This window comes from Klebsiella sp. YJ, assembly GCF_002108615.1.
In the GTDB taxonomy this organism is placed as follows: Bacteria; Pseudomonadota; Gammaproteobacteria; order Enterobacterales; family Enterobacteriaceae; genus Klebsiella; species Klebsiella planticola.
The window spans coordinates 1-18,254 of sequence record NZ_MTEG01000017.1 but is presented as its reverse complement, the minus strand read 5'-3'; the positions used below and the strand labels follow the sequence as shown (position 1 = coordinate 18,254).

The 18,254-nt window shown below is 47.9% G+C and carries 16 protein-coding genes and 1 pseudogene; 13 read left to right on the top strand and 4 right to left on the bottom strand.

The annotated features are described in order from the left end of the window. Positions 1-50: 50 nt before the first annotated feature. Positions 51-236: an SDR family oxidoreductase gene (locus BV390_RS18145; RefSeq protein ID WP_255380277.1), complete on the bottom strand. Its 186-nt coding sequence runs from the start codon at positions 234-236 to the stop codon at positions 51-53. Positions 237-283: 47 nt separating this feature from the next. On the opposite strand from BV390_RS18145, the gene BV390_RS18140 reads away from it, so the two are divergent. The 7 genes and pseudogenes from BV390_RS18140 to BV390_RS18110 all read left to right on the top strand — a co-directional run bounded on the left by BV390_RS18140 (position 284) and on the right by BV390_RS18110 (position 7,189). Beyond that, positions 284-1,033, top strand: a complete 750-nt coding sequence (locus tag BV390_RS18140) for a LysR substrate-binding domain-containing protein (protein WP_227517240.1) — start codon at positions 284-286, stop codon at positions 1,031-1,033. Between the two features lie 6 nt (positions 1,034-1,039). Next, the gene (locus BV390_RS18135) at positions 1,040-1,945 is read left to right on the top strand and encodes a LysR family transcriptional regulator (protein WP_085397179.1); all 906 of its coding nucleotides are present in this window, start codon (positions 1,040-1,042) and stop codon (positions 1,943-1,945) included. Positions 1,946-2,358: 413 nt separating this feature from the next. Further along, positions 2,359-2,958, top strand: a pseudogene (locus BV390_RS18130) (VENN motif pre-toxin domain-containing protein); the annotation flags it as partial. A gap of 365 nt (positions 2,959-3,323) precedes the next feature. Beyond that, positions 3,324-4,883 (top strand): PTS sugar transporter subunit IIA, encoded by a 1,560-nt coding sequence (locus tag BV390_RS18125; protein WP_085397177.1) that lies wholly within the window; start codon positions 3,324-3,326, stop codon positions 4,881-4,883. A gap of 27 nt (positions 4,884-4,910) precedes the next feature. Then, positions 4,911-5,930, top strand: coding sequence for a PTS fructose transporter subunit IIC (locus tag BV390_RS18120; RefSeq protein ID WP_046852630.1), 1,020 nt, complete (start codon positions 4,911-4,913; stop codon positions 5,928-5,930). Positions 5,931-5,948: 18 nt separating this feature from the next. Next, positions 5,949-6,806, top strand: coding sequence for a helix-turn-helix domain-containing protein (locus tag BV390_RS18115; RefSeq protein WP_085397176.1), 858 nt, complete (start codon positions 5,949-5,951; stop codon positions 6,804-6,806). Then, complete coding sequence (locus BV390_RS18110; protein ID WP_046852632.1) at positions 6,803-7,189, top strand: fructose PTS transporter subunit IIB; 387 nt, start codon at positions 6,803-6,805, stop codon at positions 7,187-7,189. Before BV390_RS18115 ends, BV390_RS18110 begins: the two co-directional genes overlap by 4 nt. On the opposite strand, the gene BV390_RS18105 is transcribed toward BV390_RS18110, so the two are convergent. The 3 genes from BV390_RS18105 to BV390_RS18095 are packed head-to-tail and all read right to left on the bottom strand — an operon-like array spanning position 7,176 to position 10,635. Then, entirely contained in the window at positions 7,176-7,925 is a 750-nt protein-coding gene (locus BV390_RS18105; protein WP_085397175.1) for a phosphatase, read from the bottom strand. The two genes, BV390_RS18110 and BV390_RS18105, sit on opposite strands and share 14 nt — an antisense overlap. Before the next feature lie 48 nt (positions 7,926-7,973). Further along, positions 7,974-9,968: a transketolase gene (gene tkt, locus BV390_RS18100; RefSeq protein WP_085397174.1), complete on the bottom strand. Its 1,995-nt coding sequence runs from the start codon at positions 9,966-9,968 to the stop codon at positions 7,974-7,976. Between the two features lie 13 nt (positions 9,969-9,981). Then, complete coding sequence (locus BV390_RS18095; protein WP_064793396.1) at positions 9,982-10,635, bottom strand: HAD-IA family hydrolase; 654 nt, start codon at positions 10,633-10,635, stop codon at positions 9,982-9,984. 296 nt (positions 10,636-10,931) lie between these two features. Here BV390_RS18095 and ptsP point away from each other — a divergent pair, with 296 nt between their 5' ends. The 6 genes from ptsP to BV390_RS31945 form a co-directional block, all read left to right on the top strand. Continuing rightward, positions 10,932-13,442 (top strand): phosphoenolpyruvate--protein phosphotransferase, encoded by a 2,511-nt coding sequence (gene ptsP, locus BV390_RS18090; RefSeq protein ID WP_085397173.1) that lies wholly within the window; start codon positions 10,932-10,934, stop codon positions 13,440-13,442. A gap of 59 nt (positions 13,443-13,501) precedes the next feature. After that, a complete protein-coding gene (locus tag BV390_RS18085) occupies positions 13,502-13,822 on the top strand; it encodes a PTS fructose transporter subunit IIB (RefSeq protein ID WP_046852637.1) in 321 nt (106 codons plus the stop codon). 168 nt (positions 13,823-13,990) lie between these two features. Next, positions 13,991-15,094 carry a PTS fructose transporter subunit IIC gene (locus BV390_RS18080; RefSeq protein ID WP_046852638.1) on the top strand — a complete coding sequence of 368 codons (1,104 nt, stop codon included), beginning with the start codon at positions 13,991-13,993 and terminating at the stop codon, positions 15,092-15,094. Positions 15,095-15,103: 9 nt separating this feature from the next. Further along, positions 15,104-16,357, top strand: coding sequence for a class II D-tagatose-bisphosphate aldolase non-catalytic subunit (locus tag BV390_RS18075; protein WP_046852639.1), 1,254 nt, complete (start codon positions 15,104-15,106; stop codon positions 16,355-16,357). A 69-nt stretch (positions 16,358-16,426) separates the two neighbouring features. After that, the gene (gene tal, locus BV390_RS18070) at positions 16,427-17,377 is read left to right on the top strand and encodes a transaldolase (RefSeq protein ID WP_046852640.1); all 951 of its coding nucleotides are present in this window, start codon (positions 16,427-16,429) and stop codon (positions 17,375-17,377) included. A gap of 825 nt (positions 17,378-18,202) precedes the next feature. After that, the coding region (locus tag BV390_RS31945; RefSeq protein ID WP_165888145.1) for an IS1 family transposase at positions 18,203-18,254 on the top strand (52 nt) is incomplete at its 3' end.

Here is an 18,254-nt window from a genome sequence, read left to right as displayed (position 1 = left end):
GTATTTGACTCAGAAGCGAAAAGTTTCTGAGTCATACGAGTGGTCTGGAATTAACGCATGGTTAAGCCGCCATCAACAGAAATCGACTGTCCGGTAACAAAAGAAGAGGCATCGCTGGATAACCACAGCACCACATCAGCAATTTCCTCAGCTCTACCCTGGCGCTGCATGGGCACGCTCTTAAGCATCGCATCCAGCGCTTCCTTCTGGCCCGAGGCTACCATTTGCTCCGACATCGGCGTCCAAATTAGCCCCGGGCAAACCGCATTGACACGGATTTTTGTTGCGTAGCACCCGCAGCGCTACATTGACGATGGCCGGACAACACCTTGTGGATCGCCTCGTTCCTGAGTTTCAGCTAATCAACAATGAGCTTAATGCTCTCAACGATCTCCGGGACACGCCGACGGGGACGCTGCGCATCACAGCAATTGATTACGCCATCCGCTCCGTTTTATGGCCTAAACTCTCCCCCTTCCTGAAGCAGTATCCGGATATTACTATTGAGCTTATCAGCGAATACGCCAGCGTGGATATCGCCGCCAGAGGCTATGATGCCGGGGTACGTTTTGGCATGGAGTTGGCGCAGGATATGATCTCCGTACGTATTGGCCCCGATGTAAAAAATACCGTTGTGGGGTCCGCCGACTATTTTTCCCGGCATTCTGTTCCCAACACGCCTGATGAACTCAGTCAGCACCAGTGTATCCGGCTGCGGACATCAACCTATGGTGGTCTGTATGACTGGGAATTTACGGATGGCAAGCGTACCTTCGATGTCAGGGTCATCGGCCCGGTGATATGCAATAACGCTTATGACATCCTCGATGTGGCGAAAGAGGGGTTTGGTCTTGCCTACCTGCCGCTGGATATGGTTCAACCATATATTGATTCGGGTCAGATGGTTTCCGTACTTCAGGCGTGGTGCCCGCTCTGGCCTGGACTCCATCTCTATTATCCCAACCGACGGCAGCATTCACGGGCCATGACGTTGATGGTCGAAGCCCTGCGTTATCAGGAAAAACAGACGTGAAATTCTATGGCTGATGAAATTTACCGGGACATTGTGGCGTTTATTACCGTCGCTCGCGCGCGCAGTTTTACCCGTGCGGCGGCGGAACTGGGTGTTTCACAATCAGCGCTTAGCCACGCGATCCGCCAACTTGAAGAGCGACTAGGATTACGCCTGCTGACCAGAACCACCCGCAGTGTTTCTCCCACTGAGGCGGGCCAACGGTTACTTGAACGCGTATCGCCCCGGTTTGCGGCTATTGCGGATGAGCTGGCCTCATTGAGTGAACTGGGCAGTAAGATCGCCGGGACCGTCAGAATAACGGCTTCAGATTTTGCCTTTAACGCTTTCGTGTGGCCCCGCCTTTCGGGTGAGTTGCTGAAATATCCGGAAGTCAAACTGGAGATCGTTAACGATCCTGCGCTGACCGATATTATTGCCGAGCGTTTTGACGCCGGTATCAGACCGGGAGATCGGATAGGCAAAAATATGGCATCTGTGCCTGTTTCTCCCGAACTGCAAACCGTGATTGTCGCCTCTCCTGCATATCTCAGGCATAACCCGACTCCCCTGACGCCTGATGATTTAAGCCAGCATTCATGTATTAACACCCGTTTTTCGTTTAAAGAGGGGATTAACGCCTGGGAACTGAGGAAGAATGGTATTCATCTGACGTGCCGTGTTGAAGGCCCGCTGATCTTTAATTCTGTTTATGCGGCTCTTAATGCCGCACTTGCCGGATATGGGCTGGCCTATATCCCTGAAATGCTTGCCACCCCCTGGCTTGAGAGTGGCCGTCTACAGACGGTCCTGGATACGTGGTGTCCTGTACAGCCTGGTTTCCATATCTTCTATTCCAGCGAACGCCAGCTTCTGCCAGCGCTGTCCCTGATTATTGAGACGCTACGCTACGAGCCACGAGAATCAGAGTGATAGTAGCATTAGTCGGGATTTGTTACCCTCAGCCAGGAAGAACCATTTAATATGTTTGGCCATTAAAACTGATGGAAAAACCCAAAAACGGCAAGTACATTTTGGAGAGTAAAAATTAAAAATAACCCTAACTTAAACAACTTCGATATCCGAACTTCCCTTCCTTAAACCCTTTTATTAACTCTTATAACTATATAAATATCTTCTGACGCAACTTCCGCTCCTGGCACGGAGCCGACTGTCAGATTCGGCTTCGTTCAGTTCATTAATTTTATCAGGCTATCTGAAGCCCTTCACCATAGACGACATACCGGCCTCCCCTTCTCTCTTATTACACGTTCTATTAACTAACACACTAATAAATAATAAACATACTACAGAATTAAGAGGCCATTTTTAGTTAAACTCCATGTGGGGCAGATCTGCGGAGCATGGCCAACGGCCTGCTGACCGGCGGGAACAACGAAGGCCACGACACCACCACCACCCACTCGGCGGTCTCTGACGGCACGTTGATTGTCCGCGACCCGGGCCAGCAGACCCAGCTGATTGGCGAGATTGGTAATCAGGTGGCGGATATTACGCGCACCGAGGGACAGATTAGCGCCATCAACGCAGGTAAGGCCGAGCTGGCGAAGAAAGGGATCACCGAGCCGGAGAAAGGCGCCAGCCAGGAGGCCTGGGAACGATATAATGCGCAGCTGGCCGCCACCGATGGCTATAAGGCCGCGCTGGCAGGCGGCGCCGCGCCGTATGTGGCGGAGGTTATCGGCCACTACAGCAATCTGGACGATGCGGGTAAGGTCGCTGCGCATGCGGTGGTCAACGCCGCCCTTGCCGCCGCACAGAACCAGAACGCCCTCGCCGGTGCCGCTGGCGCTGCCACGGCGGAAATCGTCGGCATCATCGCCACGCAGATGTACGGTAAAACGGTCAGCGAGCTGGATGAAACGCAGAAACAGACCGTCTCGACGCTGGCAACCCTGGCGGCTGGACTGGCCGGTGGGTTTGTAAGCATCCCTGTAAATCGAACCATGCACTTTTAGATATCTAACCTAACGTGTCGTAATGTCCGAGATGTCCCCTCTTATGGCACAAAGCCGTCTACGGTAACGGCCAGTGGCCGTAATGAGCAAAAAGTGGAAATTAACGTTTATCTGCCATTTCAAGTATGACTACCGAAGCCGTGGCGATTCAGGATTCATAAATACGACACACTTCACAAATTCGTAAGAAAGTAACTATTTTATAGTAAAGGTGACAATTTTTATATTTTAAGGTGCGAATGAACAGTAAAAAATAACATGTATCCGAACTGAACATCTTCCCCCACACGCATTAGCTCGTACGAAGATATGCAAACGCATCAGGAGTTAAAATGGCGCATGAAATCTCATACATATGTGAGCTTAGTGAGGGGATTCATGCCAGACCTGCTGGGCTTATAGCTCGTGTATGCGATGGTTATCATGCTGAAATCATGTGGCAAAATATGCGAACTGGGCTTGTCGGCAGTGCCAAAAGCGCGCTCTCGCTGATAGCAACTGATACTCTGCAAGGCGATTGTTGCAGGATTAGGTTGGACGGTCCGGATCAACGTAAAGCCTCTATTGCACTTTCAACCCTACTTAAACAGCTTCCGGACTTCACCATGGAACAAGAACCTGCGTCAGGGGATCTTCCATGCTGTTTAGCCCACTTACAGCCCGACTATCTGCAGGGTACCCGTATCAATGCTGGAATTGCCATTGCGCCTGCTTTACATATGCAAGGTATCAGCCTCACCGAATTACTGAGTCACGCTCCTTCAGAAACTACGAATCAAAAAGATGAGCTGCAGCGGCTTAACGCGGGAATGTCAGGACTGTGCCAGAAAAAAGAGTCTGCATTGCAGGCTACACAGGGTATTGAGCATGACCTGATTGAAGCGCACCTTGCTTTTATGACAGATAGAGAATTCATCAACGCTATACAGAGTTATATTCATCAAGGCATGAATGCATGGTCCGCGGTTGTTAATACTTCCCTTGACGTAAGCAATTTATTCTCAAGTTCATCCAGCCACTATATCCAGGAGCGCGCACTGGATATTCTGGATATTACTCTGCAAATATTACAGTCTCTTTACGATGAATATTTATACCTTCATAACAAAACTGAATTAGACCAGCCTACAATTGTGTTCGCAAGTACACTGACGCCAAGCCAACTATTGGCTCTCAACCGAGAAAATATTGCTGGTCTGGTGCTATCCTCGACGGGGAGTACATCCCATACAGCAATTCTCGCCCGAGCACTCGACATACCCACTCTCGCAGATATAGATCTGTCTGCCGTAAATCTACAGCCCTCACAAATTTTTATTCTTGATGGTGAACACGGGATCCTTATTAACGGTGGTAATGAGAAACTTCTGCGCTATTACCGTGATGAAATTGATATACAGCAGAAGGTTCGCCAACGAACGCCGGAAGTTCTTGAGTTGTCCAAAAATAAACCATTGATCGTGCCAGAGATGATCCAATGGAAATTAGATGTCACTGATAAAAATGAAGTCATAAAAAAGATGGTCGACAACCTGTGGCTACATCGGCGTACTGACGCCAGGGATAAGCTCTATCAGGATATCTGGGCACGCGAAAACCCTTTTCCTACCGTTGTCGGTTCGGGCTTTGCTATCCCACATGCCCGAACCTCTGCTGTGCACGTCTCGACGATCAGCGTAGCCAGACTTGTTAATCCCGTTACCTGGGGAGGTGTACAAGTGGATACCGTATTTATGCTTTCTATCAGCGAATCTGGCGCAGAAAATGACCATATGCGTTATTTCTCCACGCTAGCGCGCATACTTATGAATGATGAATTCGTCAGTAAAGCCAAAGCAACCACCACACCCGATGAACTCTACAACCTGATATTCAGTGCCTTAAGTTTGTGAATATCAACATATTACAACGAGGCCGGTATGTTAAAATTTTTAAAAAATACCAAACGGCATTTTATGACTGGTGTCTCTTATATGGTGCCATTTGTGGTGGCCGGCGGAGTATTGTTAGCGCTGGCGGTAATGTTCAATGGGCAGGCCGCTATTCCGGATAGTGGTTTTTTGAAAGCCATGTCGCAGATTGGAATGGCTGGTCTGACGCTGTTTATTCCTATACTTGCCGGATTTATCGCCTGGTCGATGGTAGATAAACCAGGTATTGCTCCTGGAGCTATTGGCGGTTTGATGGCGTACCAGATGGGAGCGGGTTTTCTTGGCGGTATGTTAGCCGGAATTATTGCCGGGCTGACCGTTTGGCTGTTGTTGGAAATAATTGCGCGTATGAAAATCCCGAATTTCATGCGCATGGTACTACCGATTTTCATTATTCCTCTCGTTGGGACGTTCGTCACCGGGATGGCCGTCTATTACATCATTGGCGATCCCATCGCTGAGATGATGAGGTGGTTAAGTGTGTGGCTGGCAGGTATGCAAGGCACCTCCTTTATTATTCTCGGCAGTATCCTTGGCTGCATGATTGCGGTTGATATGGGCGGCCCAATGAATAAAACCGCCTTCTTCTTTGCCGTGGCGCTTATCTCAACCAACCCACAATTGATGGCTGCGGTGGCGGCTGCTGTGTGTACGCCGCCATTAGGCATGGCACTAGCGACGTTTTTATTCAAAGGGATCTTTAACGATGTAGAACGTGAAGCTGGAAAACCGGCCGTTATTATGGGGCTTATGGGGATTACTGAGGGGGCAATTCCTTTCGCGGCGGCGGATCCGATACGTGTTATCCCTGCAATTATGCTCGGTAGCTCAGTATCCGCCATCCTTTCATTATGGTTTGGTGTCACAAATGCAGCTCCCTGGGGTGGACTTATTGTGCTTCCAGTGATTAGCCAGCATCTTGGCTACATCGCTTCGGTCATTGCCGGAGCGCTGACAACCGCTATATCAGTTAATGTACTGAAAAATGTAATTAAAAACCATGAATAGCGATAAGGATATAAAACCATGTCGGCATTTATTCAGTCAATTATAAGCGAGTTTAGCACCCAATGTTCAACCAGGGAGAGCGTGCTGGTCGCTAATGGTAATGCGCAACCACCCGCAATGGCTTATCACCTCCATGTACCGCGTATTGAGCTAACGGTGAAGGGAGTGCTTAGCATGTTACTTCCAAAGGGCACAGATAGAGTTGTCAAATGTGAGCGTGCTGTAGGAACCATTACCTACATTCCTGCTAATGGATGGAACTCGCCACAATGGGAAAGCCCGGTAATTTGTATGTCGATTGTTTTCTGGAAGCAGGACGTTGGTTTTAGTATCAGTAACTGGGATGGTACGCATTTTAAGGAAGTTGAGAAGTTCAATTTGCAAAACTCAAGCAGTACCGTGCGTGATCGCCTCCTTGAACTTGCAGAATCAATGGCGTGGGCACAGGATAAAACCAGTGAGACCTTTTCCCATATTATTTACGCACTACTCAACGACCTGCTCCATCAGGTAATTGAAGGCATGAATGCTGACAAAATGCCCTATTCACTGCTCGACGAAATCAAAAGCCATATCGATAGTCACTATCATATGGATATCAGCCGTGAGAGTGTTGCCGATGCGTTTAATATATCTCCAGGCTATTTATCCCGCTTGTTTTCTCGTGAGTCAGATATGAAATTTAACGAGTATCTCAAGCTTGCCCGAATTTCACGTTCTAAAACGCTACTCATCAATACCACCATGAAGATTAACGAGGTGTCAGAGAAGTGTGGATTCACTGATACTAATTATTTTTGCAAAGTATTCCGGGATATCAATGACTGCACGCCACTTGAGTACCGGCGTAAGAACAAGGGAGCAAGCTTATCATGACACGTACAGCGAAAGATGAAGTACAACCCTTTTCCAGTGACCGTAATCTGCATATCGTCGCAGTCACGGCCTGCGCAACCGGCGTGGCGCATACTTACATGGCTGCCGAGCAACTTGAAAAACTGGCGAAAACATATCGCTTTTCCATCAAGATCGAGACTCAGGGTGTACTGGGGCTAAAAAATGAGCTTAACGAGAAGGACATCTTTGACGCCGAACTTACAATTATTGCCTCCGATATTACCATCAATAATCCAACACGCTTTAGCGGCTGCCGTGTCCTCAACGTGTGCATAAACTCACTTCTGTTGAAGCCTTCAGAAGTGATCAGCGCAATCCGTAAGTCACTTAATTTGCCTCGGGGAAATGTTATTGATCTCTAGAGAATAGCATGAAGATTTCTTCAATTCTTTCGCCGCCTCGTTGCTCAAGAAACTCCAGCACCCGGCGTGGTGATACATTCAGAATTTGTGCCTCAGGAAATTCACTTTCAGTGAGAAGATGCTGACAGGCGCTGAAATCGCCTAATGAGAACGCGCTATGTGAATCCGTACCCAGTGAGATCACGCCACCGCCGTCGCGTACGGCGGTAATTATTTTCCGACAGTTTCCTTCACTGCCTTTCCTCGAAAGCACAAATGAAGCATTGTTCACTTCCAGAGCAACATTGTATTCATGAGCAGCTGAAACAACGGCAGAAATATCAATGGGATATTCAGGATTTCCGGGGTGACTAATTATATGCACCTTTCCGCTGGCAATGGTAGCAATCAGTGCGTCGGTATTGGTGACAATATCGGCGGGGGCAAAAACCTGTTTGTGGAATCCAGCAATGATAAGGTCCAGTGCGCCACGCATTTTATCGCTGCAGTCCGTTTCACCATTACCTTTAATGTTAGCTTCGATGCCGCGTAAAATACCCACCCCATCAACCACTCTTGGCAGGATTCGCATATTATTAAAGTGGAAAGCGTGCGGAGCATCAGCCATTTCTGGCCCATGATCGGTTATAGCGATTAGGCGAATATTTTTTCGCACGGCGGCGGAAATATAATCATGGACAGTACTGTAGGCATGGGTACTCGCTACGGTATGCAGATGAAGGTCAACGTTATACATTATTTTCCCCTCTATGAATGAGGCCCCTGCATCAAGGGGCCACCTTTGTTAGGCCAGTAGTAATTTGGCCTGGCGCAGAATGGTATCCACCGTAATACCGAACGTTTCGTACAACTGCCCGGCAGGGGCTGATTCACCGTAGCTTTTCATCCCTACAATAGCGCCATTCAGACCGGTGTATTTGTACCAGTAGTCAGTAATACCGGCTTCTATAGCCACCCTTGCAGTCACGGTCCTGGGCAACACTGCTTCCCGGTAAGCAGCATCCTGTTTGTCAAAAACGTCAGTGCTGGGCATTGATACTACACGGACTTTTACACCTTCAGCCGTCAGCTGACTCCAGGCTGCCACAGCAAGCTCAACTTCCGACCCCGTGGCTATCAGAATAATTTGTGGCTCACCTTCGCAGGATTTTAAGATATAAGCTCCGCGTGCAATATCCTGAACCTGCTGCCAGGTCCTCTCCGGTTGAGACAAATTCTGACGGGATAAAATCAGTGCCGTTGGGCCATTCTGGCGTTCAACACCTTGTTTCCACGCCACCGCAGATTCAACCTGATCACACGGACGCCATACACTTAAATTTGGCGTAAGGCGTAATGATGCAATCTGCTCTACAGGCTGATGAGTTGGACCATCTTCCCCCAGACCAATCGAATCATGGGTGTAGACCATCACATGACGCTGCTTCATCAACGCCGCCATGCGCACCGCGTTTCGGGCATATTCTACAAACATCAGAAAGGTTGAAGTGTAAGGAAGGAAACCGCCGTGCAAAGCGATACCATTGGCGATTGCGGTCATACCGAATTCGCGTACTCCGTAATGGATATAGTTGCCCGCAGAATCTTCGTTGATTGCCTTTGAGCCTGACCATAGCGTCAGGTTGCTTGGGGCTAAATCAGCGGAACCGCCAAGGAACTCAGGCAGCAATGGACCAAAGGCTTCGATGGCATTTTGAGAGGCTTTTCGGCTGGCGATTTTTGCTGGCTTGGCCTGCAGACGTTCAATAAATACCTGGGCCTTGCTGTTAAAATCAGAAGGTAGTTCTCCGCTTAAGCGACGGCTAAACTCAGCGGCATTTTCCGGGAATTCCTGCGCGTAAGCTGCAAATTTAGCTTGCCATGCAGACTCTTTAGCCTGACCCACTTCTTTGGCATCCCACTGTGCATAAATTTCTGAAGGGATCTCAAAGGGGGCGTGCTGCCAGCCTAACGCCTCGCGTGTTGCATTAACTTCTGCCTCACCAAGCGGTGCACCATGAACATCATGCGTACCGGCTTTATTTGGCGACCCAAATCCAATGACCGTTTTGCACATTAGCAAGGAGGGTTTATCTGTTACTGCTTGTGCGGCTTCAACTGCATGCTTAATTGACCCGGCATCATGACCATCCACGCCGCGCACAACATGCCATCCATAGGCTTCAAAACGTTTAGCCGTATCATCGGTAAACCATCCCTCCACGTGACCGTCAATGGAGATGCCGTTATCGTCGTAGAAAGCCACCAGTTTACCCAGTTGCAATGTACCCGCCAGAGAACAAACCTCATGAGAGATGCCTTCCATCATGCAACCATCACCCATAAAGACATAAGTGAAATGATCAACAATAGAATGCCCGGGGCGGTTAAACTGGGCTGCCAGCGTTTTCTCGGCAATCGCCATACCCACGGCATTCGCAATGCCCTGTCCCAGTGGGCCAGTAGTAGTCTCAACGCCCGCGGTGTAACCCACCTCCGGGTGGCCCGGTGTTTTTGAGTGCAGCTGACGAAAATTTTTCAGCTCGGAGAGCGGCAGATCGTAACCCGTCAGATGTAAGAGGCTGTAGATCAGCATTGAGCCGTGGCCGTTCGATAATACGAAACGGTCACGGTTGGCCCAGTTGGGATTACCAGGATTATGGTTAAGAAAATCTCGCCACAGTACTTCTGCAATATCGGCCATACCCATAGGTGCCCCTGGGTGTCCAGATTTCGCGCGCTGAACGGCATCAATACTCAGAAAGCGAATCGCATTCGCCAGGGTCTGTCTTAAGGTCATAGCATACTCCATGTTAAATCTTGAGGAAAAAATCGGCTCCGCGCTTGTGGCTAACAGCGAGGTTCTTGTAATCGGGGATAGTGGAGAAAATATCAAAATCGTGAACGGTGGATCGTGGTGTTAAAACTTCTATTACCACACTTCCTGCCGCGCTGGCTGAAAGCAGACCAGCATTGGAATCTTCGAAGGCAATGCAGTGCGTAGCAGGGATATTTAATCTCTGCGCACCCAGTAAAAACGGTTCTGGGTCGGGTTTTCCCAGATGAATGTCCTCACTGGTAACCAGTATTTCAGGGAAAGGAATGCCCGCATGTTTTATGCGTGCGGAGGCAACTTTTAACGAACCGGAGGTAACAATGCCCCATGGAACGTTAATTTCGTTGAGCCGTTTTATAAACTCTACGGCTCCAGCGACAGGGGTTATTCCTTTTACATGACGCGCTTCATAATCCTCAAGCTCAAGAAATTCCGCTTCAATAATCTCATCGCTGGCCTCAGACATAAAATGACGAAGCGTACTCAGCGCTGGTTTACCATGCAGGAAATGTCGTACCGCCTGGGCACTAAAGCCTTTTCGATTCGCCCATGCACTCCATGATGCTTCAACAAAATCCAGTGAATTAACCAGCGTGCCGTCAAGGTCAAATAACAGTCCACGAAAATGCATCTTACTTACCTTCTGAATACGGTAGACATACCTAATTTGTATCCATTACCCGGTAAGTAATAAATATAAAGAAAGTGGTTTATATAGTAATTATGTCACTCGCCACCCGTATCTTGCGACTTCGATAAAATTATATGATAGTGGTCACAAAAAATTCATGAGGCCATTAATTTCTAGAGAACGTAACTTTTTTTCTATTTAAATAGCAGTACCAACAGTCAAATATATAACCATAAAATGCCGGATCACCTGCTGAGCCAAATGAATCAGCACTCGTTTAAAGTTTGGGAGTGGTTATGTCGGAACTAATTATCTATAAATGTGAGCTCAAGGATGGTATCCATGCCAGACCAGCCGGGCATATCGAGCGTCTTTGTAATACTTTCCAGGCTGATGTGTGTTGGAAAAACATTCGCACCGGATTGCAGGGCAGCGCCAAAAGCGCGCTCTCTCTCGTCGCAACGGATACGTTACTTAATGACGATTGCGAAATTTTAGTTAGTGGTTCAGATGCGAACGAGGCAGTCAACAAGCTTTCTATCTTATTGAAAAATCTGCCTGTCTATGAAGTAACGTCAGAAGATGAAACCCTTGATATCTCAGGTTATCTGCCACGTTCTTTACGAGAAACTCAGGTAAGTTTTGTACAAGGCTCACGGATCAGCGGTGGCGTGGCAATAGCACGCCCGGTAATTGTAAAGAGCCTGAGTTTCGATGAAATAATGGCACTTGCACCAACGAAAACTAATGATATTGCGCTTGAAAAAAAATTACTGGCTGAGGGGCTGGAGTCACTAAAACAGATTAAACTGAGTGCGCTGGAAAACAGAGTAGGTGTTGAGCATGACATTATTCAGGCTCATTTATCCATTATTACTGACTCAACATTCCAGGATGCCATAAACCACTTCATCGAGAATGGTGAAAATAACTGGCGAGCAACCGTTCTGGCTGCTATGGACTTCTGTGAAATACTCAATAGTTCATCCAGCAAATATATTAAAGAGAGAGTGCTGGATGTATTGGATATTACGAGTCAATTACTGACAACACTTTATGGTGATGATGCATTACCTGTAAACAGTCTTGAATTACAGTCACCTTCGATCATTTTTGCAGACAGCCTGACGCCAAGTAAATTCCTTGGTATTGACAAACAATACCTTGCCGGGATGGTTCTTTCCGCAACAGGCAAAACATCACATACCGCAATTCTTGCCCGCTCACTGGGGATCCCGACACTGACCGATATCGACTTCACAACGCTGAATCTGGATCCTCTGCAGGATATCGTTATTGATGGTGACCCGGCAATACTGGTTATTGTTCCGGATGAGCAGGTGCTGCGCTACTACCGTAATGAAATCGCCGTACAAAAAAATATGCAGCAACAGATGCTGGCAAACGTACATCAGCCTGCAGCAACTGCTGATGGGCATCGTCTTGAAATTGCTGCCAACATCGCCAGCTATGAAGAAGCTGATGCTGCATTTAGCAATGGGGCTGAAGGTATCGGCCTGTTTCGCACTGAGATGTCCTTTATGGATCGTGATACGCCGCCCACTTACGCAGAGCTGGCGGATCTCTACACTCGCGTTATCGAACGCGCCATCGATAAGCCGGTGATTTTCCGTACCTTTGATATTGGTGGTGATAAACCCGTTGATTACCTGGGCATTGATGAAGAAGAAAATCCGTTTCTGGGATTCCGCGCTGTGCGTACTTATCCACACTACCGCGCCCTTTTTGCGATGCAGTTGAAAGCTATTCTTACCGCTTCCGCCATTGGTAATGCCAAAATCATGATCCCGATGATTGCCAGTGTAGAAGAAATTGTCTGGTGTCGCGAAGTCCTGGAGTCCGTCAAACAAACGATGCGCGATGAAGCACTCCCCTTCAACGATGCCATTTCACTTGGCGTCATGCTGGAAGTGCCATCGGTCATTTTTGCTATTCCTGAAATGGCCGACTATGCCGATTTCTTTAGCGTCGGTAGTAACGACCTAACCCAGTACTTTTTTGCCGCTGACCGGGGTAATACGCAGGTAGCAGATGTTTACGACAACTATTCACCGTCATTTTTGCGCGCTCTACAGTTCGCCGTTGACGAGGTTCATCGTGCCGGAAAATGGATTGGTATCTGCGGTGAACTGGGTGCCAGCAGAGACTTCCTGCCACTATTAACGGGCATGGGTTTTGATGAGCTTAGTATGAGCGGTACCACCATCCCGGGAGTTAAGCACGCGCTTCGTGAGCTGAACTTCGCTCAGTGTCAGCAACTGGCCCAGCATTCTCTCAAGCTAATCCGTTCATCTGCCGTCAAAAATGCACTTCAGATGCCGGACGTCAAAGCGGTCAGTCAAAAGTTTATCCTGGCGCCAGAGTTCGTGCTGTTTAATCTCGAAGCCCACGATAAAAACGAAGCTATTAAGAAGATGACCGATAACCTCTGGTTACATCATCGTACCGATAGACGGGATAGTCTTTGCGACGATATCTGGGCTCGCGAAGATTCTTTCTCAACTGCAGTGGGATATGGCTTTGCCATCCCACATACCAAATCTGATCACATTAATCATTCGACCATCAGCATGGCCACGCTTAAAGAACCGATTACCTGGGGCGACCAGCAGGTTGAAACCATATTTATGCTGACGGTTAGTAAATCAGCCGATTCTAATGAACATATGAAATATTTTTCTACGCTCGCCCGAAAACTGATGAAAGAGGATTTTCGCAATGAAATAAAGAATGCTGATAGCGTCGATGTACTCTACAACCTGATGGCCAAAACATTAGACGTATAACGTTACGGTCAAAAATAAATTTGTATCAAAACAACCAAATAAAAACTCAGGAGTTACTCATGAAAATCGTCGGAGTTGCTGCATGCATTACCGGTGTCGCTCATACCTACATGGCTCAGGAAGCAATTGAGCAGGAGTGTAAAAAAAGAGGCTATGACGTTAAGGTCGAAACCCAAGGCGGAATGGGCATTGAGAACGAGTTAAGCGAAGACGAAATCGCTGAGGCTGATGTCGTGATTCTGGCCATAGCCATCGGTATTGAAGGCGTTGAACGCTTTGAAGAAAAAGAAGATGCCGGGCTGGTAATTTCGCTCAACCCTGCGGAAGTTGTGCGAGACCCGGCTGCGATTATCGATAAAGCGGAAAAGCTGGCGGGTTAATTTAAGCGACCTTTCCCGGATTTATTTCGGCATTCGGAAAGGGGAATAAAACGTAATTTAATTTCTGCGAGCCCGTTATTTACATTATCAGACATTTTGTCTGGGGTTTTGCGACACCCTAAATCTGGCGCAGGCCCAATAAAAATAGCGGGAACCGGGAGGATAAAAATGTCGGAAAAAATGAAAGCCATTAAGGATGAGCTGATTAAAGCGTTCAGCACCGGTGTGTCTTATATGATGCCGGTGGTGGTGGTCGGCGGGATTTGCCTGGCACTGTCATTGGTTGGTGGTGAACCGGTCGCGGGTAAAGGTATGGTTGTCACCAACCCGTTCTTACTCAATCTGGGGGCTATCGGGAGCGCTGGTCTGGCGATGATGATCCCCGTGTTGGCTGCCTATATCTCCTACTCCATCGCCGGTAAACCGGGCCTGACGCCGGGCCTGATCACCGGCTTTATGGCCAGCACACCGCTCGGTTCGGAGCACGTGGTGACAGGATTCCTCGGGGCGATGTTGCTTGGTATTCTCAGTGGCTACGTTGCGAAATGGATTAAAACCTGGAAGGTTGGCAAAGCGCTGATGCCGGTCATGCCAATCATGATTATCCCCATCGTCTCAACCTGCATCGTCGGTATGCTTTACCTGTACGTCCTGATTGGCCCAATTGGCGCTGCCATGAAATGGCTGGTCTCCATGCTCTCCAATATGCAGGGCAGCAGCGGCATCGTGCTGGGACTGATTCTCGGCGCAATGGCGGCCTTCGATATGGGCGGACCGGTAAACAAAACCGCCACTGCCTTCACCCTGGCGCTGATGGCAGAAGGGATTTATGGCCCGAACGGTGCCTACCGTATTGCATGCGCGATTCCGCCGCTTGGCATCGCACTCTCTACCTTCATTTCTCAGCGTAAATGGGCTGAGGATGAAAGACGCATGGGTACCTCCGCCGCCTTTATGGGCCTTATCGGTATAACTGAAGGCGCGATTCCCTTCGCAGTGAAAAACCTCAAGACCGTTCTACCTTCGATCATTATTGGCAGCGCCGTCGGTGCTGGCCTGGCGATGGTTCACGGCGTGGAGTCGATGGTACCGCACGGTGGATTAATTGCCATCGCTGGCGTCAATAAGGCCCCGCTGTGGTACGTCCTCGACATGGCCATCGGTGTCATTGTTACCGCCATCTGTCTACATATTTTGCGTCCAAATATTAGCGAACCGGTGAAGAAAGCCGACGCTAAAAAAACTGTCACTTCAGATATGAATAAAGCCTAAGGAGTTGTCATGAAAAATACCATGAAGCAGTACGTTGATTATATCGTTAAGGGTGGTAAGTCCACGATGCTGGGTATTGGCCCAATGTCTCCAGCGCTTATTCAGGCATGTTTTGAATTAGGCAAAGAAAAAGATCTGCCACTGATGTTTATTGCCAGCCGTAATCAGGTCGATGCCGATGAGTTCGGTGCCGGTTACGTCAATAATTGGGATCAGTTCCGCTTCGCCGCAGACCTGAAAGCGATGGCAGATAAAGTGGGCTTCGACGGTGATTACTTCCTCTGCCGTGACCACGGTGGTCCATGGCAGCGTGATAAAGAACGCAAAGACCATATTCCAGAAGCTCAGGCAATGGAACTTGCGCGCCGTTCTTACCAGATTGATATGGATGCTGGCTTTGATCTATTGCACATCGACCCAACCAAAGACCCATACGTAGTAGGTAAAGTTATTGATATCGAGCTGGTTCTGAGTCGCACTGTCGAGCTAATCCGTTTCTGCGAAGATTACCGTAAGAAGAACAACCTGAAAGAGTTTTTCTACGAGGTCGGGACTGAAGAGACCAACGGCGGGCTGACAGATATCAGCGCTTATGAAGGTTTTATCATCGAACTCAACACGCGTCTGAATAGCGAAGGTCTGCCGCAACCGCTGTTTATCGTTGGCCAGACCGGAACCCTGACACGCTTAACCAAAAACGTAGGCCATTTCAATGACACGCAATCGGCTGAGCTTTCAGCTATTAGTAGCCGTTACGGCGTTGGACTAAAAGAACATAACGGTGATTACCTGCCGGATGAGATTCTGCTCAAACACCCGGGGCTTGGGATCACTGCCATGAACGTCGCTCCAGCGTATGGCACCATTGAAACTCGTGCCTACCTGAAACTGGCAGAAGTGGAGAAAGATCTCGCCGCCAAAGGTTTTATCAAGTCGGCTTCGGATTTGAAAACCATCCTTACCCGTGAGTGTGTGCTGAGCCACAAGTGGGAAAAATGGATGACCGATGAACACAAAAATAAGTCCGAAGAGCAAATCTTCGGTGAGCCAGAATTGCTTAAAGAGATCCTTGAACTTAGCGGTCACTACAACTATGAAAAACCAGCAGTAGTGAAAGAGATGCAGACTATGTTCGCTAACCTGAAATCATTTGGTGTCGAGCCTGAGCGTTATGTCGTTAACAAAATTAAAGACATGATTCAGAATGAAGCTGAGTGCTTCAATATGCCGGGTTTAACCACTCGCGTTGCGCAAGCCAAGTAATATTATATCAATAGCAAGGAGAGGGCCCTCCTTGCTATTACTCGAACCAAATAAAAACGGGTACAGGTTATGAATCAGCTGGAACAATTAAAGCAGCACACTATTATTGTGGCTGACAGTGGTGATATTGACAGTATTATTGCCTATCAGCCGGAGGATGCCACTACTAACCCATCGCTTATTTATAAAGCGGCTCAGCTTTCGCAATATCAGGCCCTCATAAAAGAGGCCGTCACCACCTTAAAATCCCGTCTTGCCGGAAAAAAATTATTGCCTTCAACCGTAGCCGACTATCTTGCCGTCAGCATTGGTGCGTTAATTCTTAAAAGTGTGCCTGGCCGCATCTCAACGGAGGTCAATGCGCGATTATCGTTTAATACTGAAGCCAGTATTATCAAAGCACGGGAACTTATCGCGCTGTACGAAGAAAAAGGCATTAGTAAAGACCGCGTTCTCATTAAGCTCGCAGCCACCTGGCAAGGTATTCGTGCAGCTGAGGTGCTGGAAAAGGAGGGCATTAACTGTAATCTGACATTGCTTTTCTCATTCGCACAGGCACGTGCCTGTGCTGATGCGGGAGTTTTCTTAATTTCTCCTTTCGTGGGACGTATTTACGACTGGTATAAGAAGAATAACCCAGGAACCTTCTACACTGTTGATAACGATCCTGGGGTGGAGTCAGTCCGTAATATCTATCAATTCTATAAGATGAATGGCTACAAAACTGTTGTGATGGGGGCTAGCTTTCGCACACCGGAACAAGTGCTGGCGCTTAACGGTTGCGATCGTCTGACAGTTTCGCCGCAATTGTTAGCTAAACTGCAGGACCATGATGCAGCAATTCCCGCGCCGCTCAGCTATGAAAACATAGTGAAATTAAAAAGTGATCCCATCAGTGAAGCAGAGTTTTACTGGGAGCATAATCAGGATGCTATGGCAGTCGAGAAACTGGCCGAAGGTATTCGTCTGTTCGCCATTGACCAGAATCATCTTGAAACAATGCTTTTAGAATATCTTTGATTGTCACAGGGATTTATTATTTTCAATAAAAATGTCATTTTAATCCCGGAATATATGCCGGGATTAAATTCATAAAGTCTTGACCTCGTACTCTTGAAATGTGCCAAACTACCTTTTTTCTAAATACTTTTAAGCTATTCGGTCTCAAAAAATAACCTCGTTTATGCTAATGAAGATTTGTTCCCCTTATACTTACTCCTTTCTTTTGGGACGTCCGCTCCTGGCACGGAACTGACTGTCAGATTAGGCCTCAACCAGTTCATATGCCGTATAGGATCACTAGCAAGCAACTTCTCCTCCGACAACATATCTACCCTATCCAGTCACGCAAACCACTATCTAACATACTAATAAATAATAAAATACTGCAGAATCAAATGACCATTGTCGTAATGTCCGAGATGTCCCCTCTTATGGCACAAAACTGTCTACGGTAACGGCCAGTGGCTGCTATGCGCGAGAAGCGGAAGTTAGTACTTATTACACAAATCAGGGTCATGTATCCAATAGGCGATATTCCAGAACCGTATGGGTAACAAGATTTATACTTAATTCCAGATATTCCGGGATTAGGAGCTTACCATGGGGAACAACCTGTATTTCTCACTGCTTCGTTCTATTGTTCATCTTGATCCGATACAACTTAAGTGTGCTCAGGAACACCGTCGTCACCAACTCCGGCATGATCAGTGGTGGATGGATAAACCAAAGTGACGATACATCTGTGTTTTCCGGATGCGAAAGCACGCAAGATGGCGTTGGAGAAAATGGGTGATGCTGCCAACTTACTGATTTAGTGTATGATGGTTTTTTTGAGGTGCTCCAGTGGCTTCTGTTTCTATCAGCTGTCCCTCCTGTTCAGCTACTGACGGGGTGG

Bases quoted from the DNA above. Each gene is read 5' to 3' on its own strand.
- BV390_RS18080 (WP_046852638.1), top strand. From the start codon at position 13,991: ATGTCGGAAAAAATGAAAGCCATTAAGGATGAGCTGATTAAAGCGTTC.
- tkt (WP_085397174.1), bottom strand. From the start codon at position 9,968: ATGACCTTAAGACAGACCCTGGCGAATGCGATTCGCTTTCTGAGTATT.
- BV390_RS18120 (WP_046852630.1), top strand. From the start codon at position 4,911: ATGTTAAAATTTTTAAAAAATACCAAACGGCATTTTATGACTGGTGTC.
- BV390_RS18145 (WP_255380277.1), bottom strand. From the start codon at position 236: ATGTCGGAGCAAATGGTAGCCTCGGGCCAGAAGGAAGCGCTGGATGCG.
- BV390_RS18075 (WP_046852639.1), top strand. From the start codon at position 15,104: ATGAAAAATACCATGAAGCAGTACGTTGATTATATCGTTAAGGGTGGT.
- BV390_RS18085 (WP_046852637.1), top strand. From the start codon at position 13,502: ATGAAAATCGTCGGAGTTGCTGCATGCATTACCGGTGTCGCTCATACC.
- BV390_RS18105 (WP_085397175.1), bottom strand. From the start codon at position 7,925: ATGTATAACGTTGACCTTCATCTGCATACCGTAGCGAGTACCCATGCC.
- tal (WP_046852640.1), top strand. From the start codon at position 16,427: ATGAATCAGCTGGAACAATTAAAGCAGCACACTATTATTGTGGCTGAC.
- BV390_RS18095 (WP_064793396.1), bottom strand. From the start codon at position 10,635: ATGCATTTTCGTGGACTGTTATTTGACCTTGACGGCACGCTGGTTAAT.
- ptsP (WP_085397173.1), top strand. From the start codon at position 10,932: ATGTCGGAACTAATTATCTATAAATGTGAGCTCAAGGATGGTATCCAT.
- BV390_RS18135 (WP_085397179.1), top strand. From the start codon at position 1,040: ATGGCTGATGAAATTTACCGGGACATTGTGGCGTTTATTACCGTCGCT.
- BV390_RS18110 (WP_046852632.1), top strand. From the start codon at position 6,803: ATGACACGTACAGCGAAAGATGAAGTACAACCCTTTTCCAGTGACCGT.
- BV390_RS18125 (WP_085397177.1), top strand. From the start codon at position 3,324: ATGGCGCATGAAATCTCATACATATGTGAGCTTAGTGAGGGGATTCAT.
- BV390_RS18115 (WP_085397176.1), top strand. From the start codon at position 5,949: ATGTCGGCATTTATTCAGTCAATTATAAGCGAGTTTAGCACCCAATGT.